This window comes from Lewinella sp. W8, assembly GCF_004375085.3.
GTDB lineage: Bacteria > Bacteroidota > Bacteroidia > Chitinophagales > Saprospiraceae > Neolewinella.
The window spans coordinates 139880-161157 of the sequence record NZ_SNAQ03000012.1 but is presented as its reverse complement, the minus strand read 5'-3'; the positions used below and the strand labels follow the sequence as shown (position 1 = coordinate 161157).

Genomic DNA, 21278 nt, shown 5'->3' with positions numbered 1-21278 from the left:
TTTAACTGTTTTCCAGGGAACAAATCCCTATTTTAGGTAGTAGAGAGGATAAAGCCCTTAACCATGGAAACCATCAATCTACAGAACCTGTCCCAGATGGTGTCGTACGCCAATTACGACCCGGGAACCAATGAGTTATTGCTCACCTACCAAAGCGGAAAAACCGTTATTGCCTACCAGGGAGTAGAGCAAAAGTTATTTGAGGAATTGTGTTCCAGTAGTTTTCCGGATGCCTGCATTCGCTTTAAAATTCAGGCCCGACACCCCTTCCGGAGGTTGAATCAATCGGCCGAATAGGTACGAATAAACCACCCGGAGGAATTCCCCTAAAATTACCGAGTAATTGACTTTGCTTCGGGTACTCCCTTGGCACCTGCACCGGCTGAGCCGAGTATTCCGCTGCGCTTCACGCTTGCGACAAAAAGATCAGGTCCCTAGTGCTCTGTATCCGGCTACGCCGAAAGGCCCTGCCCCCAGGAACAAACGTCCGAATCAAACGTCCTCCCACGGCATCACCACCCCAGCACCCACGACCCAACCCCTACATCAAACGTCAAACGTCCTCCCACGGCATCATCTCCCCAGTACTCACGACCCAACCTCTACATCAAACGTCAAACGTCCTCCCACCAGCATCACCTCCCCAGTACTCACGGCCCAACCTCTACGTCAAACGTCCCCATTGACACGCTCCCTAAGCGAAATCGGATTACTCACGTCCGCTTGGAACTGACATTGTACCTTTGCCAGCGAAAGTAATGCAAGCTGTGATGCGCAAAGTATTTTGGATTGTCAGTCTGCTGGGAGGACTCCTGTCTGGCTGTACCGGTGATCAAGCACCCAAGGAGGAAATTCTCTCCGTAGAGGAGACGGGAGGGGAAGAACAAACCAATACCCTGGAACTCAACTACGAAGAGGTTATGCTTCCCGAAAGACATTATCTCGTCTTTCAACAGGAATTATCCTTACTCGACATGGAGGGTTTTCTGGCGGAAGAAAGCAGTGCTCTCCGGCAGGCCGCCAGGGCGGCGGGCGTTGCCCCGCTGGGACCACCCACCAGTCTGTTCTACAAATGGGACACCGACACCGGCCGGGGGGAAGCTGCGGTGGCCCTTCCAGTGACGGCAGAAACGAAGTTACCGCCCTACGTTACCATTTCCCTGCCCGCCACCAAAGCCCTCAGCCTGGAATTTGCGGGTTCCTACGATCGCCTCAGTGCGATGCACTTCGCGCTGGACGCCGAAATGCAACGGCGCGGCTACCGGGCCCAGATGCCCTCGATTGAGGAATACCCCGTTGGGCCCCAGGATTCGGTCGAAGAAGCCGAGTTCCGCACCCGAATCCTCTACCCTATTCAAGCCCCCGTAGAATGACCCGCCAGGAACTTTTTGCCCAGATCAAGCACAAGAACTCCTTTCTGTGCGTAGGCCTGGACCCCGACCCCAGCCGGATGCCGGCTCACCTGAACGGTGACGTACTGGCCTTCAACAAGGCCATCATTGACGCTACCCGAGATCTCTGTGTGGCCTACAAGCCCAACACCGCCTTTTACGAGGCACTCGGGCTGAATGGCATGACCATTCTGAAGGAAACGATTGATTACATCGGCGACGAACACTTCGTCATTGCCGACGCCAAGCGCGGCGACATCGGCAACACCAGTCGGTATTACGCCAGCTCCGCCTTCCACACCCTCGGTGCCGACGCGGTGACGGTGGCTCCCTACATGGGCGAAGATTCCGTGGGGCCGTTTCTGGAATACGACGGCAAGTGGGTGATTCTGCTGGCCCTGACCAGCAATCGGGGCAGCCACGATTTCCAGCACGCGACCCAGGACGGGGGCGCCCCGCTCTACGCCAAGGTCATGCAGAAGGCCGCCCAGTGGGGCAGCCCGGAACAATTGATGTTCGTCTGTGGCGCCACCCAGGCGGAGAAATTTTCGGAACTTCGGAGCCTTGCTCCGGACCACTTCTTCCTCGTGCCCGGCATCGGTGCCCAGGGAGGCGATCTGGAGGGTGTTTGCCGCTACGGAATGAACGACCACTGCGGACTGCTGGTCAACAGCAGTCGGGGAATCCTCTACGCCGGCTCCGGGGAAGATTTCGCGGAAGCCGCCCGAGCTTCCGCCCAGTCGCTGAGCGATAAAATGGCGAAAGCACTAGAAAAATATTTATCCTGATTTTTGCAATTCAGGGGAACTATTTACCTTTGCCGCGCTTTACTACTAAAGTGCTCGAAACTTTGGTTTTTCAAGCTAATCTGGTGGTTGTAGCTCAGTTGGTTAGAGCGCTGGATTGTGATTCCAGAGGTCGCCGGTTCGAACCCGGTCTTCCACCCCAAAACGAAGGCGTCCGTCAATCTTGACGGACGCCTTTTCTTTTTCCCAGAAGGCTCGGCAACCATTATTCCTTTCCCTTGCCCGCATTATTTGCGGGTGCCTCCGCTGGCGTCCCTTCCGCATAAACGAGGCGCTTGATGCAGATATCGTGGAAGTTGCTCAGGCGGCCGGTGGCGGCGGAAACGCCCCAGTAGACGACGGGATTGCCGCCGAAGACGTTGTTAACCAGATCGATGGTGTAGGCTGCCTGTCGTTCCTGATCCAGGTAAATTTCGAGCAACTGGTTGCCGGGGTCCCAGGTAATGGAAAGGGGGTGCTTCTTGCAATCCTCAAGATTGGGCAGCTTCAGCGGCCCCAGGAGGCTCCCGGCGTGGTGGGTCCGGCCGTTGGGCATGATGGCCAGGTGGTCCTCTTCGGGATCGGCCAGGTGGTAGTTGCGGTAGGTATCGAACTCGATGCCCAGGGCCGGCCGCAGGCCGGCGAACCCCATTCCTTCTCCCCGCCAGCCCGTCAGCATCCGGGGGTGGAAGATGAATACCATACCGTCCGCACCGTCGTCGTCCTTGCAGCCCAGCACCAGACATAATTCCATACTGAAGGGGCGGTTGAGATCGATGGGCGTTTTGTACCAGGCCGAGCCGCTGACGTAGGGGGCATCCGGAACCAGACGAATGCACTCCTCGTTTAAGATGCGCGCACTCATGCCCAGGGCGAAGTCCTGGGGACTGGACTGGGCGGTGATCCATCCGGAACAAAAAATGAGTGGAAGCAACAGGAGTAAAGGACGGAGCTGGGTCATGAAATTCGATTTTTCGGGGTACGTGGTTGCTCCTAAAATAGGGTTTACCGCACCGCAGTTCAAGTGCCCACCGAAATTAACCTATTCCTCTTCGCTTTCGGGTCGGTAGACCCGATGGAACTTGGCGGCGGGCATAAACCAGGGATCGTCGTAATCCGGTGCACCTTCCGGGGTGGAATTGTACAGGACGAAGCCATCAGCCGAAGGGTTATCGTAGGTCATCGGTCCGTCGAGGGTGGTCAGCCGGATGGAGGTTTCGCTGCGTTGTTCGGCCCACACCAGGTCTTTTTCAAAGTACTCTCCCTCCACGTGGTGCCAACCCACCGGAGCCTTGCCAGTGCTATTGGCCTGCACGCCGTGGGTCACTTCTCCACGGTCGTTAAGCTGTAGAAAACAGCCCTTCGGAAAATGTTGCACGTTCCCCGGGCCCCAACTACTGCTCTTGTCGAGGGTCATGGGGTGAGGGCAGTAGATGTGCCGGATTCGTCCTTTGCGGGAAACAGCTTTGAACATAAGGAAGTCAGATTTGGGGCAAGATAGGGTAAAGCGAATTTGGCGCAAGCGCAGGTGCAGTGGAATACTCGGCTATGCCGGTGCGGGCCTTTCCCCGTCCATCTGGCCGGGCAAGCCCGAAAGGCGACCGCACCACCAAAGATGGTAAGAGTACAAGATCGATTGGCTACACTTTTTCGCGGAAAGTTAGTTAGTTACCCCAGTCCGATGGGGTTCTCTTTAGGTAGGTAAGCACATTGATTTTTCATAATAACAGCATCGTTTTGCGAAGTTTTTTTACCGGGGAAGGGGTTCCATATCTATGCTGTTCCGTGAATTAATCACCTGGCAATCAAGTCCTTGAATGTTTTAGTAGCGGCAAGGCATGTGTGGGATGGCGTAGAATTATACCTTTTCAATATCTGTAGCTTATCCAGGAATGGTTTCATCCAACTCTCTTAGGTTGTGGGATTTACGAAAATCATGATCACCTTACAGTAGAGATCACTCATCCGAGCGGTAAGTATCTGGTGTCGCCTTTCCCCGAAAGGCGACCACTCCATCAAAGAAGGAAGAATTGTACAAGATCGATTGGCCACATTCTTTCGCGGAAGGTCCTTTAGTTATCCCAGTCTGATTCGGTTTCCTTTCGTGGAAAGGAAACACCACCTGCCTCCAATCATTTGATATTTCCTTAAGTGGGAGTCAGGATAAGTATGTAGTCTGTCAGACTACTGGCCACAAAACTAAAGGTGAAAAAAGGTATTCGTGGGGCACAGAATACAAAGCGTACTACGGTCGTAACTCTACGCCACCGTAAGAGTTACAACTTTGCGCTAACCCACACATGCCTTGCCGCTACCGTTTGCCTCACTGAACTGCCGCGATTCCGCAGGAATCGCTGATGAAACCTGAAGGAATAGCCTAGTCCTAGATACCGTACCATTAGGCGGGAGGTGAAACTCCTTCATCGGCTGAAAAATGAAAGGTCTATTTTGCTATCTAGAGCAAATCTTTTCCGGAAAGATGTTCGGCTTGAAGAATGGCTCGGCGTGGAACGCCTCGACCGGTTTGGGGTGCGTTTCCCCGGGACTTCGAAGCGTGCGACATGCGCAGCGCATAGTTAGTAATCCCAGTCCGATGGGGTACCCTTTCCGAGAAAGGAAACACCATTTCATGTTATACCTATCGGCGTTCCTTCGGCTGGATGCCCAGGCGGACGCTGACGATGTGGCTGTAGGTACTCCGGCCGTCGTCTTCGCCGAGGTCGGTGTATGCGTAGTCTACGAAGAGTTTGCCCACCTTCAGGCCCAGCCCGAGGGCGGGGCGCGAATTGAGGCGTTCTACCTGATCAAAATCCTGGATGCGCTGGAGCTGGGACACTCCGGCGCGGACGAAAATAAAATCATCGTAGCTGGCTTCCAGCCCCAGAGCCGGATCGAGGCTGAAGGGGTCACCGGAGATCAGGGTGTTGCGGCGGCCGTCGGTGGTGGCAATGAGGTTAAACTCAGCGTTGAGTCCGATTTGCTCCGTGATGGAGAAGTTCCGGGCCAGGCCGAGCACCAGGGTTGGGTTGGTGGTTTCCACGCTGTTGATCGGCACCGAATTATTCGTCAATTCCAGCACTTCCCGTTCTTCCTCGGTGAAGTTGAAGGACCATGCGTTGAAGGTGGTGGTGATGTCGCGGGCCAGGAAGGCGAAGGTCCAGTCGCCCCGCTCCAGTTGGGCACCGAGGTCCAGGCCGAAGCCCCAGCTGGTGGCAAACTGGCCAATGGCCCGGTGCACGATCTTGACGTTGCCCCCCAGCCGGAGGTTACCCTTGGCCTTCGGGAAGCTGCGGGCGTAGGTACCCAGGAAGGCATAGTCGGCCGAGGAAAATTCGGTAACGTTATCAAAGTTTATCGTACCGTCGGCTTCGTAGAGGGAAAGGGTGTTGGGTATCTGATCGATGCCGAAGCGGATGAGGCTCACCCCGATGCGTTGGTTTTTGCTGGACAGGGGCAGGGTAAAACCCAGGAAGTCGTAGTTCCCTACCCCACCGAACCATTCGGCGTGCATGGCGCCAATTTCCAGGCCGGCTTCTGCCGGCAGCCCCGCCAGTCCGGCGGGATTCCAGGCCGCAGCGTAGACGTCCTGCTGGCTCGCCACCACGGCGGTGCCCATGGCGTGCGCCCGGGCCCCCACCCCAATGGTCAGGAATTCATTGCTGTACTTTTGGGACACGGCATCCTGCGGTAACGCCAAAAAGAAAAGGGTAAAAAGGAAGAAGTAGTACTTTGGGGACATAAGCATGGGCCGGAGAACGATTTTCGGCTTCTTGGTAGGAACGCCTCAAGTGCGTTCAGCGTCTTTGCGGCGCTAAAATAATGATACCCCGAAGCACGAAGACGTTATCTTGCGACAGAAATCGAATAGTATGACCGAAGCGGTAGTGGACTTAAGGGGAGCAAGCATTCAACAGGGCGATCTGACGATCATCCCTAAGGCTGATCTTCGCATTGCTGCCGGAGAGTTCGTTTACCTCATTGGGAAAACGGGGGCGGGAAAGTCCAGCCTCCTCAAAACGCTCTACGCGGCCCTCCCCCTCCAGCGCGGACAGGGCACCGTGGCCGGTCACGACCTCCGCAAACTCAACCGGCGGCGCATCCCGAAGCTTCGCCGCCAGCTGGGCATCGTCTTTCAGGACTTTAACCTGCTCATGGACCGCTCCGTGGGCGACAACCTCCGGTTTGCGCTGCGGGCCACCGGCTGGAAGAAGGGCAAGGAGGCCGAACAGCGGATCACGGAAGTCCTCACCGCCGTGGGCCTGGCGGACCGCGTGCGCTCCATGCCCCACACCCTCAGCGGTGGAGAGAAACAGCGGATTGCCTTCGCCCGGGCCCTCCTGAACCACCCCTCCCTGCTGATCGCGGACGAGGTGACCGGTAACCTGGACCCCGAAACCAGTCGTGAAATCCTCATGCTCATGCGGCAGCTCGGCCAGGAACACGGCAGCGCCGTGCTGTTCGCCACCCACGACTACCGGCTCATCGACACCTTTCAGGCCCGGGTGGTCAAGTGCGAAGCGGGGAAACTGTTTAATGTGTAGGGAGGATCACGCCCCAATACGCGACCGGCAGATTTTTTTGTACCTGCGGTAAGATTTCCTCGCCGTCCGTAATCGGGAAATGAATACTGGTGGCTAGCGCCCCCCAGCCGGGACTGCTAGCCCCACAAAAACCCGATTACCATGAAAAGCTTTCCCTTCAAATCCCTGTTTCTTCTGAGCGTACCTTTTATCGCCCTGCTGACGCTGAGTTCCTGTATCGACGGATTTATCGGCGATGTCCAATCGATGAACAGTTTACACGACAGCCTGCAGCTGGCTTTCCCCGAGGAAAAGATCGGCGTAAAGATCTCCAACGGAACCCACATCCGCGTATCCTTCACTAATTCGGAACGAAGCGAAAGCAGCAAGTCCGACAAGGATCAAACGGCAATCCGCGTCGGGGAGATCACCCAGCATTTCTTTCCCTCCGATAAGTGGAAAGAGGGCCAGCTCACCTTCGTCACCGACAAAAATTATGGTGTGGTGCAGTACACCGAGGAGAAAAGTGTCCACCCGTTGTGGCCGGTGCGGTAGGGAATGGGTTTCGACGGACTAAAGTCGGTTCCTCATCCTTCGCCTTGCGACCGGCTTGCGGAGCAAGCCTTTTCCGGGCACTTCTCCTCAGCCTGAGCCTTCTCCTCAGCCTTGCGACCGGCTTGCGGAGCAAGCCTTTTCCGGGCACTTCTCCTCAGCCTGAGCCTTCTCCTCAGCCTTGCGACCAGCTTGCGGAGCAAGCCTTTTCCGGGCACTTCTCCTTAGCCTTTCCTGAATCCTCCGGCCTAAATCCTCCATCCTAGTATATATTTGCCGCGAACCATACATCGCGTCCATGACCACCCCCGATTCCCTGAACGACGTTGCGGAATTTCACCGCACCTTTCATCTGCCCGTGCTCGACCATCCGCAAATTCCCGACGCCGACCGCTGTCGCTTACGGATCAATTTGCTGCGGGAAGAACTTAAGGAATTGGAGGAGGCCATCGCGGACAATGATCTCGTGGAAGCTGCGGATGCCTTCGCGGATTTGCAGTACGTCCTCAGCGGCGCCATCCTCGAATTTGGACTGGGGGAAAAATTCAAGGCGCTGTTCGACGAGGTGCACCGCTCCAACATGAGCAAGACCTGCGCCACCATGGAAGAAGCCGAAGCGACCCTCGCACACTATCGTGAGCGCGGTCAGGAAGGCATGATCGAAGCCTCCGGCGACGTCTTTCTGGTCTACCGCCAGGCCGACCGGAAAGTGCTGAAAAACGTACATTACAGTCCGGCAGATCTTGCCGGTCAACTTCAGTAGCGCCAGCAGGCAACTATCCTGCAGTACAATCGAAAGACACGGAATGGACGAATTTCACTTTCGGGGAAAACGCCGACAACTCATCGAGAGCCTGCGCCAGACGGGCCGCTTTGACGAGAAGGTACTTCAGGTTATGGAGAACCTCCCCCGGCACGTTTTCCTGGAATCCGGTTTTCACGCCTACGCCTACCAGGACGAAGCCTTTCCCATTGATTGCGAGCAAACCATCTCTCAGCCCCGGACCGTAGCCTGGCAGACCACCGAACTGGAGGTGCTGCCCCGTCAGCACGTGCTGGAAATCGGCACCGGATCGGGCTACCAGGCGGCCGTCCTTTCCCTTCTGGGCGCCAGGGTATTTACGGTGGAGCGGCACAAGCCCCTTTACCAGAAGGCCAAACTGACCTTCAAGCGGCTCAAGCTGGACCGTCGCATCCGCACCTACCTGCGTGACGGCTCCAAGGGGCTGGCGGAAATGGCTCCCTTTGATCGGATCATCGCTACGGCCGGCGCGGCGGCCGTGCCGCCGGCCCTGCGGGAACAACTCAAGGTGGGTGGGATTATGGTCATTCCCGTCGGTCCCGAAGACGCCGACCAGACCCTCCTTAAAATTCGGCGGGTTTCGGAATCGGAATGGACGGAAGAGGATTTAGGAACTTGCCGGTTTGTGCCGTTGGTGGAGGAGTAGATCGCCTATTCCTAAAGCGTCATCCCCCAACTTCCCAACGCACCATATACCGCCCGGTGGGTCCGTCCGCGGACGTTCATTTTGTTGAAGCGTTCATTCTTGGGGTCGGGGTGAATCCGGTTGGTCAGCAGCACAAAGACCAGGTCATTATCCGGATCGGCCCACACCGCGGTACCGGAAAAGCCCAGGTGACCGAAGGTATTCGGCGAAGCCCCCGACCGTACAACGGAGCGCCAGCCCCCGACAAGTCGATCGAAGCCCAGGGCCCGGTAATTGTAGGTATTCTTGCGGGTAAAGCGTGCGATCGTTTCGGGGGAAAGCAGTTGCTGACCGGCAAACTCTCCTTCGTCTACGAGGAGCTGAAACAGCCGCCCGAGGTCGTGGGCGTTGGCGAACAGCCCCGCGTGGCCGGCAACGCCGCCCATCAGCGCGGCTCCCTCATCGTGCACGTAGCCCCGCACCACGCCGCCACGCATCCAGGTATCCCGGGCCGTGGGAACGGTCTGTACGTCCGGATACTTCTCGTGCGGCCGGAACGTCAGGCGCTGCAATCCAAGGGGCTCGTAGAACTCTCGGCTAACGAAATCGTCCAGGGTTTCTCCCGTAATGCCCTCCACCACGTACTGCAGCAGTACGTAATTGATGTCGCTGTACTGGTACTTCAGTCGCCGGGTATACTGCAGTCGGCGGCCCAGCTGGCCGCGAATGAGGTTGGGCACGGTACGGTCCAACCAACGATCCGCCGCAATGGGCAACAGAAAATCCCCGTTCTCCGTAGTGGATACGTACTGGCGGCCCAGGTAATCGTAGAGGGGCAGGTCCGACTGCAACCCCGTATGGTGGGCCAACAGGTGTTCAATTTTATAGCGCCCGACGATGGACTCCGCAAATTCCGGAAGATAATCCTTTACCTTGGCGTCAAGTTCAATCCGCTGCTGATCGTAGAGTTTCATGACCGCCAGCGTGGTAGCGGCCGCCTTCGTCACCGAGGCGAGGTCATAGAGATCACCGGGATCAACGGCCTGGGAGCGGTAGCGATGGTGCCCGTAGGCCCGTTCGTACACCAGATGGCCGTCCTTGAAGATGGCCAACTGGGCTCCCGGCGTAGCGCGGTACCGGATGGCCCGGTTAACCTGATAGTCGACCCGCTCCAGATTCATTCGGTCGATCCCGACTTCCTCGGGCATCCGAAAGCCATCCCGGACGGCATCGAGACGCTCTCCTTCCCCCGCCGAGAAGAGGGCCGTGCCGGTTTCCAGGCGACCGTCAATGGTCTGGGCACCAAAGAGCGCCTGGGCGGTAAGGTGCTCCGTTTCCGGGGTACGCATGGGGGTATTGAGCACCGCCCAGGAAGAACGCAGTTCCTTCAGGAGGGCGGGATCACCGAAATGGACCAGACTGGTCTCGCTACCGGTCCGGCTTTTCAGTACCCGGTACCAATCGGCGTTGAAGGGCGACTGGTTTGGGGGATCGTCGACCATGATGATCGTCGGCAACTCCGCTGCAATGGCAAACAGCGGAAGCACGGATTCGTCAAAGGCCACTTCCTGAACGTCGGCAAATCGCCGGGCCATCCGCAGAAAATGCACCGGCCGCTGGTCGTATCGGTACACCACCCGCACCGCCGGCACCCCGAAATAAGGGAGCTGATCGGCGGGGTTACGCAGCAGCACCGTCTGGGAAAGCATCCGGTTGTGCCGTTCCAGGGTTCCGGCCACATCGACGGTAGCCCGGGGCCAGTTTGCCCCGATCAGCAGCGTATCGGAAAGGGGTATCTCCAGGAGGTTAGCCCCCTGCGGCGTTAGCCGCAGGCTATCCATCTGCCGATCGGTATATTCTTCCGTATAGACTGCATCCTCCCGACCAAAAAGTCCGGAAAACCAGTCCCATAGCGTATCCGCCCAGCCCTCCGCCGCAAGCGGGGAGCTGAATAGAAACAGCACCAGTACGATAACTGAGGTTACTTTAGTTTTCATGGAGTTGGGGTAAAAACTCGCGGGTCCCAGGCTAATATCCGTCAAAAAAGGTCCAAGTGTAACGGCCCAAATAACCCGGTATTGTACGTAAAGTTTAATTCAATCTCCTAAAGTCCAGTGCCTTGTCTGCCCTCAGGCAAGGAAGCACCCGAGTATTTATTTGTTTTATTTTAACCAAGTAAAAACAAATTTGTATTTTGGCGCAAGCGCAGGTGCCGCGGTTTTTCCGCTAAGCCGTGCTACCGTACGTTTGATTCGGCCCCGTATCCACCCCTTGACAAACGATGGGTGCACTGGGCCACAAGATAGCGTACTATTCCTCCACTATCCCTTCTGAAGGCAAGCCGCTGCAAACACCCAATATGTCGCTCGAGCTCGTTTTGCTACTGTTCCTGATTGCGCTGGTGCTCGGCGGACTACTCAGTTGGCTATTCCTGCAACTCCGCCTCCGCAAGACCCACCTTCCTCTGGAGCAGATCAAGTCAGACTACGTGCTGCGGGAGCTCTACCAAAAACTGGAACGTGACGCGGACCTGCACTACGAGAACCTGCAGGAAAAACTGGTGGCCGAAAACCGACTAAACGCCGAACTTTCTGCGACCAGAAAAGACCTGGAACACCTCCGGGAAAAGCTTGATGGGCAGCGGGAAGAAATGGCCCGGCTGCAACAGGCGAGTTTGGCGCAGTTCGAGCAAACGGCCAACCGCTTGCTTCAGGAAAAGAGTCAGCACTTTACCGCCCAGAACGCCACCCAGATCGGCAATCTACTTACCCCCCTGCGGGAGCGCATTGAAGGGTTCGAAAAGCAGGTCGAAAGGCGTTTCTTGGAGGAAACGCGTGATCGGGTGAGCCTGCGCCAGGAAATCAAGCATTTGCAACAACTCAACGTGCAGATCAGCGCGGAGGCCAATAACCTGGCCGGGGCACTCCGGGGCAGCAGCAAAACCCAGGGAGACTGGGGAGAATGGCAGCTGCTCACCCTCCTGGAAGCCAGCGGACTGCAGGAGGGTATCCACTTCACCAGTCAGGGAAGTTTCCGGGATGAAGACGGCCGTCAAAAGCGCCCCGACTTCATCGTCAACCTTCCCGAAAAGAAGCACCTCATTATTGACGCAAAGGTTTCCCTGACGGCCTACGAACGCTTTTGTGGTCTGCCCGAGTCTGACCCCGGGCGTCAGCTTGCCCTTAAAGAGCATCTACGCTCCGTTCGTCAGCACATTCTTGATCTGGCGGGCAAAAATTACACCCGGCTCTACCAGATAAATTCTCCCGACTACCTCCTCCTCTTTATCCCCATCGAGCCGGCCTTCGGCCTGGCCCTTAATCAGGACAAGAACCTTTTCCTCGAAGCCCTGGAGCGCAACGTGGTGCTCGTGACGGCCTCTACCCTGCTGGCCACTCTGCGCACCGTCAACTACATCTGGAAACAGGAAAATCAGAAGCGCAACGTCCTCGAAATCGCCCGCCAGAGTGGGTTACTGTACGATAAGTTCGTGGCCTTCACCGAAGACCTGCAAAAGGTGGGCCATCAATTGGACCGGGCACAACAGGTCTATGGGGAAGCCATGGATAAACTACACACTGGTGCCAAAAAGGGGGCAACTCTGGTCGGCAGAGCCGAACGCCTACGGACCCTGGGGGCCAGAACGCGCAAGCAACTTCCCAAATATTTACTGGAGGAAGAATAAGCAGGCCCATCCATCAAAAGGTGCTTCCTTCCGGGGAGGTGACTTCCCATCCCGGTCAACGTCTAAAGCTGTATCTTCATCGCTGGTGTAAATCCCCTGGATTTCCCCGGTATGTTTTCTTTTGTTGTCAGAACTGCTCAGAATATGAAAGGCATTGTTTTTACCGAATTCTTGGACATGGTCGAACGGGAGTTCGGCGAGATCACCGTTGAGGAAGTGATCGACGGGGCCGAAGTACCCAGTGGCGGTGCCTACACCGCCGTCGGATCCTATCCCGCTTCGGAAATGGTTCAGCTGGTTTCGACCCTGAGTAAACACCAACAAATTCCCGTATCTACCCTCCTGGAAAAGTTCGGCCACTCCCTCTTCCTCGGCTTGCACCGTAACTATCCTCACTTCTTTGAATCCGGTGACTTGTTTGAGTTTCTGGCTTCCATCCACACCTACATTCACGTTGAGGTGAAAAAGTTATATCGGGATGCTGAGCTTCCGAGCCTGGTCGTACTGGATCACCAACCCAACCGCCTGGTGCTGCTCTACGAATCCCCCAGGAAAATGGCGGATCTCGCCCGCGGCTTGCTGCAGGCCTCCATTGACCACTATCCGGAGCAGGAGGTACAATTGGAAGAAGAATGGCTCGATGATACTGGTGGAAAGGTACAGTTTACCCTAATCCGATAAGCCCAAATGGAGGAAGCTGATATTTTTCGTCGGAAAATTGCGCGGGAAAGAGCCGCCAGGCAGGAAGCCGAAAGGCTACTGGAAGAGCGGGCGCTCGAACTCTACAACGCCAATCAGGCCCTCCTTCGACTTAACACGAACCTTGAGGACGAAGTCCGCAAAAAAACGGCCGAATTAGCCCAGCAACACCAGCGCTACCAAATGCTGGTCAATTCCGCGCAGGACATCATTTTCGTGATTTCCCGGGAGGGTTATTTCAAATACGTCAACCCCATCGCCATGAAGGTGACGGGCTACGCAGAAGCGACCCTGAAGCGTCTGCACTTCAAAGAAATTATCCGCCCGGATCATCTGGAGCGGGTTACGGATTTCTACCGGCATCAGGTCGCCCAAAAGACCGAGATTTCCTATCTGGAATTCCCCATCCAGACGGCTTCCGGCGAGTCCATCTGGATTGGGCAAAACGTCAGCTTACAGAGTGCCGAAGGGGAAGTCATGGAATGGACCGCCATTGCCCGCGACATCTCCGATCGCGTAATCAGTGACCGGAAGATTGCCGAGCTCAACCTTCGCCTCAGCACCATCCTGCAGAATCTTCAGGAAGGCATCCTGGTGGTGGACGAAAACCAGGTCATCATCCTGGCCAATCAGCTGTTCTGCGAGCTCTTTCAGATTGAGGAAACCCCCGCTACCCTCATCGGAAAGCCCATCATTGATCTGGCTCCGGACGTACAGCGGCATTTCCGGGAACCCCTGGCATTCGTGCAACGGGAAGCCGCCATTTTGAAGGATCGGAAGGTCATCACCGGTGATCTCCTGGAATTCAGGAATGGTTCCCTGATCGAACGCGACTTCATCCCCATCTTCGAGGGAGACCGCTACGTGGGGCACGTTTGGAGGTACCAGGACGTCACCCAGCAACGTCAGGCCAACTTAAAGATTCAGCAAAGCGAAGAAAAGTACCGGGGCATTATCGAAAACATGCGATTGGGCCTCATGGAGGTTGACCCCGATGGCGTGATCGTCAAGCCCTACCCCAGATTCTGCGAAATGACGGGCTACGCCCCCGAAGAACTGATCGGCAAAAAAGCTAACGACGTATTTCTTACGCCCGAGTTCCTGGCCCTTATGCAGGAGCAGGACAGCAACCGGATGGAAGGTCAGGGGGATGTCTACGAGATCAAACTAAAGCTTAAAGACGGGCAATTCAAGTGGGTAATGATCAGCGGAGCTCCCTTTTACAACATTGAGGGCGAAGTAGCCGGGTCCATCGGAATTCACTACGACATTACCCACCAGAAAGAGCTGCAGGAACAACTGGAGCTCGCCCGCGAAGAAGCCGAACGCGCCCGCGACGCTGAGAAGGGTTTCCTGGCGAACATGAGTCACGAAATCCGTAATCCGATTAATGCCGTGGTCGGCATGACCAACTTGCTGTTCGATACTCCCCTGAATCCCGAACAAAAGGAGTACCTCAATACCATCAAATATTCATCGGACTTGCTCCTGGCCCTCATCTCCGACATCCTTGACATTTCAAAAATCACGGCCGGACAACTCGAAGTAAACCTGCAGACTTTCGATCTGGAAGGGCTGGTGACTGCGATCAGCAATGCCACCAAGTTCAGATTATCGTCCTCTGAGGTAGACTTTAAACTGGATTACGACCATCGAATACCCTCTCCGCTCCTCACGGACACCACCATGGTTAATCAAATTCTGATGAATCTTTTGGGGAACGCCACGAAATTCACTCACCAGGGTGAAGTCGGGCTTCGAACCGAGCTGATCGAACAGAACGATTCGGCCGTAGTGGTCGGCTTCGAAATCTGGGATACGGGCATCGGCATCGCCCAGGATCAGCTTCCCCACATTTTTGATCGTTTCAATCAGGCCGGAAAAGCTACCGCCAGTCAGTACGGCGGGACCGGTCTTGGCCTGCCCATCACCAAAGAGTTGATTGAGCTCCTGGGTGGGGAAATTTCGGTCAAAAGTGAACCCGGGCAGTACACGCGCTTCAACTTCGCCCTGGAGTTCAACCTAAGTCAGGAACAGGTGTACGCCAGGCAACTCCCCGGCATCCCGTCACCCAACGGCAGTGAGGAAAATCTTTCCTTCCTCATCGTGGAGGACAACGACATGAACCGGCTCTACCTCGAACGTACCCTTTCCCGTTGGGGCTACCGTTTTCACTCCACTAAAAATGGACAGGAAGCTCTCGATGCCCTCGATCGGCATAAGTACCATATGATTCTTATGGACATCCGTATGCCCGTCATGGACGGCTACGAAGCAACCATCAGGTTGCGGAGTAAGTCCGAAAACCCTAACCAGCAAGTCCCGATCATTGCCCTGACGGCCTCGGCCCTTACGGATGAAAAAGCCAAAGCCCTGAAGGCTGGCATGAATTACCATCTGACCAAACCTTTTAGTCCCGAACAACTCAAAGAAGCCATTCGGGAAGTTACTTCCCTCCCGGAGGAGACTACTCCAGTAAACGAAGTTGGTTTCTCCTGCCCACCCATTCTGAACGAGGAAGAGCTGCGGGAACTCTACGACGATGATCAGGAACACGCCATGATGATGTTGGAAATGTTTGCGGAGGAGATGCCCGAGCAACTTGAAAGTCTGACCGCATACATCAAAGCACAAGACCAGGAAGCCCTGGGCAGTCTCCTGCATCAGATCAAACCGCACTTCAGCATGGTAGGGAGAAAGGACCTTACGGAGATGGTCCAGCAACTGGAAGATCATTGCCGTGGGGGCAAGCCGTTGGAGGAAGCCCCCTTTCCCGGAATGTTCGAACAATTACTGACCGTATCAGCCGAGATTACTTCCGGCATTAACGAATTCGTGCAAGAAAAAAATACCCCATGAACCTAAAAGGACTGATTGTCGACGATGACAAACTTTCACGGGCTTCCCTGCAGAAGTTCTGTGAAAAAATTGATGACCTGACGATCGTTGGCACCTGCGCTGACGGCCTGGAGGCACTGAAATTCCTTAAGGACAATGACGTTGACGTACTTTTCCTGGACGTAGAAATGCCCGGTCTGACCGGAGTGGACCTGATGCAAAGCTCCCGGAACCTGCCCATCATTATTTTTATCAGTTCAAAAAGGGAATACGCCGCCGAAGCCTTCTCTTATCGCGAGTTGGTGGCCGACTACATCCCCAAGCCCGCTACCCTGCCCCGCTTGCTCAAGGCCATGGAAAGGGTCCGCAAAAAACTACAACCGGAAGAGGGTATGCAATCCATGATTAAGGATTATATCTTCATTCGCTCTGACGGACGGTTTATTCGGATCAACCTACCGGAACTTCTCTACGTGGAAAACGTCGGCGATTACGTACTATTCAAAACCGAGAGCAATCAGTATCTGGTGCACGCTACCCTTCGGAGTATCGCCGAAAAACTCCAACACCCCAATTTTCTGAAGGTCCACCGTTCCTACATCATCAATCTGGCCAAGATTGTGGACATTGAAGACAACAGTGTACTGATCGAAAAAAAAATCATTCCAGTGAGCAGAGCTCACCGGAATGCCTTATTAGAAAAAATAGATCCGCTATAAAAATACCTGTATCCCAATACACTAAACTCTAAGCGACACTTTAATGCACCCTAAAGGTTTTGCTTCGGGTTTACACCCGAAAATTTCTTCTAGCGAGCGGCACTCATCATTATCTTTCCGGAAAGCAAATTTCCGTCCGACAAACTGACCCGGTAGTAGTATACCCCCGGCAAGTAATCATCATTCTGAAGAAGGATCTGGTGATTGCCGGCAGCACAAGCCCCGGTTTTTGATTGTAACACCCTTCCCCGGGGATCAATAAGTTGGAAATGATAGGTTCCGGCGGTATTCGCCTGGAAAAAGAGGGAGCCCTGAGCTTCCATTGGGTTAGGAAAAACCCAGGACTCCTCTGAACCCATTTCCATCAATTCAAAAAACCGCTCTTCCTTATGCGAGAAGGTTGCTTCTTCAATATTCAGGAGTAACTGTTGCCGATCCTGACCGTTTCCCTCCTGAGTAAAAACGATCATCGTTACGTCCGACCAGTCCAGTTCCGCCGTTTCGCCGGCTGAAAAGGCCCGGAGGGGCAGGGAAATGTCCCGGGCATCCGGTTCCAGCCGGACCCGCGTTTTCATTTGCTTATCCCAGTCCTGAATGCCGGCGCGAACCAGGGTGACCGTCAGGTCTCCCACTCCACTGGCCCGGAAGGATAATTCGTTGAAGGCGCTAAGGTCTACGGAACTAAAGGCCGGATTAAAGGACCGGTACACATTTACGTAGTCCCTCAATTGTCCCATGAGGTGGACGTTGCGCTCCACCGTAAATTCTCCCTCTTCCCAGGACGTTTTCCCCGGAGAAACCTCGTAGTCGTAAATCATGGCACCCCCAACGGGATAATCTACCGCCCAGGTCCCATCCGCTACAAAAATCCCGTCGTACACCACGTCCACTACGTCCGTGCTTACCTTCAGGCCGGCATTGTACAGTCCATTGATGGGCACCGTCACGGTCTCCTGCTCCCGCCCACTTAGGGCAATGGTTTCGAACATCCAGTTGGGCTGTTCCGTCTCCGTTGGCAAGTATTCTCCACTCAGGATAAGTTCTTTAGCCCCGGAACGATTCAGGACTTTCAATCTGAGTTCCTCACCCAGATAATCCATACGCTTGATGAGTACCCGGGGAGCTTCCGAAAATCGAAAGGCTTTGACGTTACCCTGCTCCATCAGCAGTTCCTTCAGCTCCATCACGAGTGCCTCCAGATTGGCCAGGTTATTGGACCACAGCTGAAAATTTCCGTAAGTCATGTCCGGCGTGTAGTCCGAAAGGTTCCAGTGGCTCTCGACCTGAAAGGATCCGTCAGCGTACCGGAAGAAGGAAAAGTTCGTCGCGTATTCTACGGTACCGTCGGCACGGGAGAACCGGGTAATGAGGTATTTTTCGTCTCCGCCGATGGGGTGCTCCCACACGGCATCAATACTCGCGCCGTGCAACCGGTCACAGACCAGCTTGGTGTGCTCATAAACACCATCAGTAGATTTTGTCGCAAAGACTGAACCTACTCTCAGATCCCGGCGGAACACATCCACACTTAAAACTTCCACGGCGTTGGTGATGTCCACGATATCGTCGGGGGTACTCACGTACGTTTGGGTTTCCGCGATGGCTCCTTCGGGGATAAAGTCCGCTAACGAAAAGTCGTTGGATTTGGTTACCACTCCCCGCTTCAGCCGCTCGTGATCGCGTTCGAAAAGTCGTTCGTTTACGTTGATTGCCCGTGGGGAAGCATTCCGGCTACGCTGGTAATTTCTCCGGGCGATTTTCTGGGATAACCGACGGTTACTCTCTAACCCGCCGTCCTCTCCACTGGAGGTGGTGGTGTACTGGGCACTGCAATTGGTATCCAGGCTACAATCCGCATCGTCGCAGTCAATGAAGCCATCCAGATTGTCGTCGATGGCATTAAGACAATTTTCCACGCTGGAACAACTAACCCCGAAGGAAAAGTCCCGCCGACCGGCATTACCGCCGTTCTTACAAACCATCACCTCGAATTGACCGGAACTCGGAAACCCACTGATGGCTCCGCCACCGGTAATGACGAAATCGGGATTGCCGCAATCGGTCAGGTCACAGCCGGCTTCCAGTAAATAGATGGAAAAATTACCGGATTCCTGGGTGGAAAAAATCAGGCTACACGACGGATCGTTCGGATCAAAATAAGGGTTAAGCGTCATGTCAATCTCCACGTAGGCACACGCTCCCCGGATTTCCTGACCACAGCCGCAGTTCCGGGAGGTCTGCACGCCGTCCGCGGGAGATCCATCGTCACAGGCATTGCCGTCACAAACCATGACGTTACAGCCGTCACACTGCGCACTAGCACGATCACTCGCTCCCAAAAGGAAGAAAACGAGCAGCAGGCAGGTATGGAGAATTGAGTTTTTCATCATTTAATTTTCATCAAAATTGGGGGGTTCCGTCCGGGCATTCCCCTTTTTTCGATTTTTGGTTGCCCCTATTCGGTTTTTGACCGATCCAGCCCGTTTTTCTGCTTTTTCGTTACGGGCAAGTGGTAGCGCAAGGCCAGGCCGAAGCGCTGGTAAGCGTAGCCCGAAGCGACGGATTGCACCGTATTGCCTACCGAAGCTTGCGCCAGCAGCTCAAGCGTTTGGGTGGGCCGGAAGCCCAGGTCCAGATTCCCGCGAACGGCCATTTCTGCAGCATTTTCTTCCACCCGTTGGTTCCCGGCAGCCAGCAAGAGATCAAAGAAGAAGCGCTTACCCGGAGCTTTGTCGCTATTCAACTGCAGGAAAATCTCTGCTCCCCGGGCTGCCCGGGGGCTGAAGTACAGACTTGGCACCTGTTCTTTGAACCCAAATTGGTTGTAGTTCAGTCCCACCTTAAGCCAGGGAGACTCCATGACCTGCCAGTAGAGCGAAAGGAACAACAGGGAGCGCTGGTTTCCGTCCGATTGAGCCGTGCGGATGTACTGGGCGTACAGCCCCAGGGGCCCCTGGCTGGAGAAATTGTAGGTTGCCGTCAGGTGATTACGCAATATTCCCGCCCGCACCAGACTGGCCGTATAGTTGTGCAGATCACGACTCGCGGCTACGTCCAGCGAATGGTATTTTCCCAGCCGGAAGTTTACCCCCGCTTCTCCCCGAAGGACGGATTGCCGCAGGCTATCTGCAACGGCAAAATTGGTCACTCCTCCACTTATCCGGGCTTCGGTAGTGGCGTTCACGCGGTACCTTCCTCCCGCCTCGATGGTCAGTTGATCGGCGGGAGGGCCATCGCCGTTTATACTCTGGGCTTCCCACTGATCCACCCCGAAGTGGGGACGAAATTTCCCGTAGCGAGCAAAGGTGATCCGGGCGTTTTTGCCCAATCCACGGTTTCCACCGTTGTCTTCCAACATATTGGCCCCCAACGCTACGGTTGGCCGGTCCTCCTGCAGCAGTTGCCGCCACACCCGGAAGGCATCAGGTGATTCCGGACGGAGGTTTCTGGCCTCCGTCAGCAGGTCGATGGCCCGGTCCAGCTCGTGATTAGCCCGCTGGGCGTCCGCCGCCCCCATCAGGAGGTCGAAGTCAGGTTTGGTGGCGAGCAGAAGGGAATCATACAGCCCCTTGCTGTCCCGAATTTCCCGGCTCCAGAGCAGCATCCTGGCCCGGGCGAGGCGGACCTTTTCCAGTGCCTCGGTGGTACTTTCCAATGAATCCAGCAGGGCAAAAGCTTCCCTGAACCGCCCCGCAAAACCCAGGGCGTTGACCAGTTGCAGCTGTGGAGATACGTCGTCCCCCTGATGATGCTCCAGGGCCAAACGGGCAAACTTGATGGCCTGTTTTTTCTGCCGCTTCAGCATACTGGTGTAGGACAATCCTCCGTAGGCGCGGTCGAGCGCCGTGCTGTCCGCAACCATGGTAGAAAAATGCCGGGCGGCGGCCCCAATCTTTTGCTCCGCTAGCAAGACGTCACCCCGAATAAGCAGGGTATTCAACTCCCCCGGATAGAGCAACTCCAGGGAATCGAGAATGCGGTGCGCCGCCCGATAATTCCAGTCTTCCTTTGCCTTTCCCGCTCGCCCGAACAGGATAAATTTTCGTGATCGCAACGCACTTTCATGGCGAGGACGCAGGTGCAGTGCCCGACCAATCAGGTGCCACGCCTGTGGGTAGTTCCTGACCGAAGCCTGGGCGTTAGCGCCCCCCAGAATCGCCGTAAAATTATCGGGGTGGGAAGCGATGAGTTCTTCGTAATGCGTAACCGCAGTACCGTAATCCTTTTTCCACATGAAAGCTTCCGCCAGGTTCAGGGCCACTTCCAGGTTCTCCGGATGTACCTCCCGCAGCTTTTTGAATCGGTCAACGGCTACGTCTGCCCGACCATTAAGCCCAACCGCCCGGCCGTAACAGATGTTGGCCGTCAGGTTATCGGGCTCCTTTCGAAGGACCTCACCAAAGAAGGTTTCGGCCTCCGCTACCTCGCCGGCTTCCAGCATCGCGAAGCCAGGCTCCAGCGCAAGCTGAGCGAATAAACCCGAGTAAATCAGGGTAAATGCGAAAAGAAAAATGAAAGGTTTCATGCTAGTGTCTTGCGGATACGTCCACAAAACTACCGGCACTTATTGGCTCCGATTGCAGCGGAACAACCAGTTAACCGCCCTCAATAACCAAAAAACGAAGCCATTGGCCCAAACTCAGAATTTCTGCTGCCAAACGC

Annotated in this window: 17 protein-coding genes and 1 tRNA gene; 12 read left to right on the top strand and 6 right to left on the bottom strand. The window is 55.4% G+C overall.

Translation table 11 applies throughout. From position 1 onward, the window contains the following. The first annotated feature begins 63 nt into the window (after positions 1 to 63). The 4 genes from E1J53_RS14595 to E1J53_RS14580 all read left to right on the top strand — a co-directional run bounded on the left by E1J53_RS14595 (position 64) and on the right by E1J53_RS14580 (position 2339). The gene (locus E1J53_RS14595) at positions 64 to 297 is read left to right on the top strand and encodes a KTSC domain-containing protein (protein WP_134272165.1); all 234 of its coding nucleotides are present in this window, start codon (positions 64 to 66) and stop codon (positions 295 to 297) included. A 473-nt stretch (positions 298 to 770) separates the two neighbouring features. Continuing rightward, a complete protein-coding gene (locus E1J53_RS14590; RefSeq protein WP_173021499.1) occupies positions 771 to 1373 on the top strand; it encodes a GyrI-like domain-containing protein in 603 nt (200 codons plus the stop codon). After that, positions 1370 to 2179 carry an orotidine-5'-phosphate decarboxylase gene (pyrF, locus tag E1J53_RS14585; RefSeq protein ID WP_134272163.1) on the top strand — a complete coding sequence of 270 codons (810 nt, stop codon included), beginning with the start codon at positions 1370 to 1372 and terminating at the stop codon, positions 2177 to 2179. The genes E1J53_RS14590 and pyrF overlap by 4 nt, the downstream gene beginning before the upstream one ends. Positions 2180 to 2262: 83 nt before the next feature. Continuing rightward, a tRNA-His gene (locus tag E1J53_RS14580) sits at positions 2263 to 2339 on the top strand. 63 nt (positions 2340 to 2402) lie between these two features. Here the strand turns inward: E1J53_RS14580 and E1J53_RS14575 are convergent. From E1J53_RS14575 to E1J53_RS14565, 3 genes are all read right to left on the bottom strand, one after another. Then, a complete protein-coding gene (locus E1J53_RS14575; protein WP_134272162.1) occupies positions 2403 to 3137 on the bottom strand; it encodes an L-type lectin-domain containing protein in 735 nt (244 codons plus the stop codon). 81 nt (positions 3138 to 3218) lie between these two features. Further along, a complete protein-coding gene (locus E1J53_RS14570; RefSeq protein ID WP_134272161.1) occupies positions 3219 to 3650 on the bottom strand; it encodes a hypothetical protein in 432 nt (143 codons plus the stop codon). A 1164-nt stretch (positions 3651 to 4814) separates the two neighbouring features. Next, a complete protein-coding gene (locus E1J53_RS14565; protein WP_253931798.1) occupies positions 4815 to 5921 on the bottom strand; it encodes a hypothetical protein in 1107 nt (368 codons plus the stop codon). 124 nt (positions 5922 to 6045) lie between these two features. Between E1J53_RS14565 and E1J53_RS14560 the strand changes: the two genes are divergently transcribed. The 4 genes from E1J53_RS14560 (at position 6046) to E1J53_RS14545 (ending at position 8696) form a co-directional block, all read left to right on the top strand. Further along, on the top strand, positions 6046 to 6717 hold the full coding sequence (locus E1J53_RS14560) for a cell division ATP-binding protein FtsE (protein WP_134272160.1): 672 nt from the start codon (positions 6046 to 6048) through the stop codon (positions 6715 to 6717). Between the two features lie 141 nt (positions 6718 to 6858). Then, positions 6859 to 7251, top strand: a complete 393-nt coding sequence (locus E1J53_RS14555; protein WP_134272159.1) for a hypothetical protein — start codon at positions 6859 to 6861, stop codon at positions 7249 to 7251. Positions 7252 to 7546: 295 nt separating this feature from the next. Further along, entirely contained in the window at positions 7547 to 8011 is a 465-nt protein-coding gene (locus tag E1J53_RS14550) for a nucleoside triphosphate pyrophosphohydrolase family protein (RefSeq protein WP_134272158.1), read from the top strand. A gap of 43 nt (positions 8012 to 8054) precedes the next feature. Then, positions 8055 to 8696: a protein-L-isoaspartate(D-aspartate) O-methyltransferase gene (locus tag E1J53_RS14545; RefSeq protein ID WP_134272157.1), complete on the top strand. Its 642-nt coding sequence runs from the start codon at positions 8055 to 8057 to the stop codon at positions 8694 to 8696. 11 nt (positions 8697 to 8707) lie between these two features. Here E1J53_RS14545 and E1J53_RS14540 read toward each other — a convergent pair whose 3' ends face one another. Further along, positions 8708 to 10672, bottom strand: a complete 1965-nt coding sequence (locus tag E1J53_RS14540; RefSeq protein WP_134272156.1) for a serine hydrolase — start codon at positions 10670 to 10672, stop codon at positions 8708 to 8710. A 362-nt stretch (positions 10673 to 11034) separates the two neighbouring features. Here E1J53_RS14540 and rmuC point away from each other — a divergent pair, with 362 nt between their 5' ends. The 4 genes from rmuC to E1J53_RS14520 all read left to right on the top strand — a co-directional run bounded on the left by rmuC (position 11035) and on the right by E1J53_RS14520 (position 16616). Further along, a complete protein-coding gene (gene rmuC / locus E1J53_RS14535; RefSeq protein ID WP_134272155.1) occupies positions 11035 to 12360 on the top strand; it encodes a DNA recombination protein RmuC in 1326 nt (441 codons plus the stop codon). Positions 12361 to 12504: 144 nt separating this feature from the next. Further along, on the top strand, positions 12505 to 13041 hold the full coding sequence (locus E1J53_RS14530) for a heme NO-binding domain-containing protein (RefSeq protein WP_173021498.1): 537 nt from the start codon (positions 12505 to 12507) through the stop codon (positions 13039 to 13041). Between the two features lie 6 nt (positions 13042 to 13047). Then, positions 13048 to 15918, top strand: coding sequence for a PAS domain-containing sensor histidine kinase (locus E1J53_RS14525; RefSeq protein WP_134272153.1), 2871 nt, complete (start codon positions 13048 to 13050; stop codon positions 15916 to 15918). After that, complete coding sequence (locus E1J53_RS14520) at positions 15915 to 16616, top strand: LytTR family DNA-binding domain-containing protein (protein ID WP_134272152.1); 702 nt, start codon at positions 15915 to 15917, stop codon at positions 16614 to 16616. Before E1J53_RS14525 ends, E1J53_RS14520 begins: the two co-directional genes overlap by 4 nt. A gap of 89 nt (positions 16617 to 16705) precedes the next feature. Here E1J53_RS14520 and E1J53_RS14515 read toward each other — a convergent pair whose 3' ends face one another. Further along, the gene (locus E1J53_RS14515; protein WP_134272151.1) at positions 16706 to 19006 is read right to left on the bottom strand and encodes a T9SS type A sorting domain-containing protein; all 2301 of its coding nucleotides are present in this window, start codon (positions 19004 to 19006) and stop codon (positions 16706 to 16708) included. 65 nt (positions 19007 to 19071) lie between these two features. Next, positions 19072 to 21141 carry a tetratricopeptide repeat protein gene (locus E1J53_RS14510; protein ID WP_134272150.1) on the bottom strand — a complete coding sequence of 690 codons (2070 nt, stop codon included), beginning with the start codon at positions 21139 to 21141 and terminating at the stop codon, positions 19072 to 19074. Between the last annotated feature and the right edge of the window lie 137 nt (positions 21142 to 21278).

What these genes read in the sequence shown, in the direction of transcription:
- E1J53_RS14515 (WP_134272151.1), bottom strand. Translation starts at nt 19,006, where the DNA reads ATGATGAAAAACTCAATTCTCCATACCTGCCTGCTGCTCGTTTTCTTC.
- E1J53_RS14565 (WP_253931798.1), bottom strand. Translation starts at nt 5,921, where the DNA reads ATGCTTATGTCCCCAAAGTACTACTTCTTCCTTTTTACCCTTTTCTTT.
- E1J53_RS14540 (WP_134272156.1), bottom strand. Translation starts at nt 10,672, where the DNA reads ATGAAAACTAAAGTAACCTCAGTTATCGTACTGGTGCTGTTTCTATTC.
- rmuC (WP_134272155.1), top strand. Translation starts at nt 11,035, where the DNA reads ATGTCGCTCGAGCTCGTTTTGCTACTGTTCCTGATTGCGCTGGTGCTC.
- E1J53_RS14570 (WP_134272161.1), bottom strand. Translation starts at nt 3,650, where the DNA reads ATGTTCAAAGCTGTTTCCCGCAAAGGACGAATCCGGCACATCTACTGC.
- E1J53_RS14510 (WP_134272150.1), bottom strand. Translation starts at nt 21,141, where the DNA reads ATGAAACCTTTCATTTTTCTTTTCGCATTTACCCTGATTTACTCGGGT.
- E1J53_RS14520 (WP_134272152.1), top strand. Translation starts at nt 15,915, where the DNA reads ATGAACCTAAAAGGACTGATTGTCGACGATGACAAACTTTCACGGGCT.
- pyrF (WP_134272163.1), top strand. Translation starts at nt 1,370, where the DNA reads ATGACCCGCCAGGAACTTTTTGCCCAGATCAAGCACAAGAACTCCTTT.
- E1J53_RS14555 (WP_134272159.1), top strand. Translation starts at nt 6,859, where the DNA reads ATGAAAAGCTTTCCCTTCAAATCCCTGTTTCTTCTGAGCGTACCTTTT.
- E1J53_RS14550 (WP_134272158.1), top strand. Translation starts at nt 7,547, where the DNA reads ATGACCACCCCCGATTCCCTGAACGACGTTGCGGAATTTCACCGCACC.
- E1J53_RS14595 (WP_134272165.1), top strand. Translation starts at nt 64, where the DNA reads ATGGAAACCATCAATCTACAGAACCTGTCCCAGATGGTGTCGTACGCC.
- E1J53_RS14530 (WP_173021498.1), top strand. Translation starts at nt 12,505, where the DNA reads ATGAAAGGCATTGTTTTTACCGAATTCTTGGACATGGTCGAACGGGAG.
- E1J53_RS14525 (WP_134272153.1), top strand. Translation starts at nt 13,048, where the DNA reads ATGGAGGAAGCTGATATTTTTCGTCGGAAAATTGCGCGGGAAAGAGCC.
- E1J53_RS14560 (WP_134272160.1), top strand. Translation starts at nt 6,046, where the DNA reads ATGACCGAAGCGGTAGTGGACTTAAGGGGAGCAAGCATTCAACAGGGC.
- E1J53_RS14575 (WP_134272162.1), bottom strand. Translation starts at nt 3,137, where the DNA reads ATGACCCAGCTCCGTCCTTTACTCCTGTTGCTTCCACTCATTTTTTGT.
- E1J53_RS14590 (WP_173021499.1), top strand. Translation starts at nt 771, where the DNA reads ATGCGCAAAGTATTTTGGATTGTCAGTCTGCTGGGAGGACTCCTGTCT.
- E1J53_RS14545 (WP_134272157.1), top strand. Translation starts at nt 8,055, where the DNA reads ATGGACGAATTTCACTTTCGGGGAAAACGCCGACAACTCATCGAGAGC.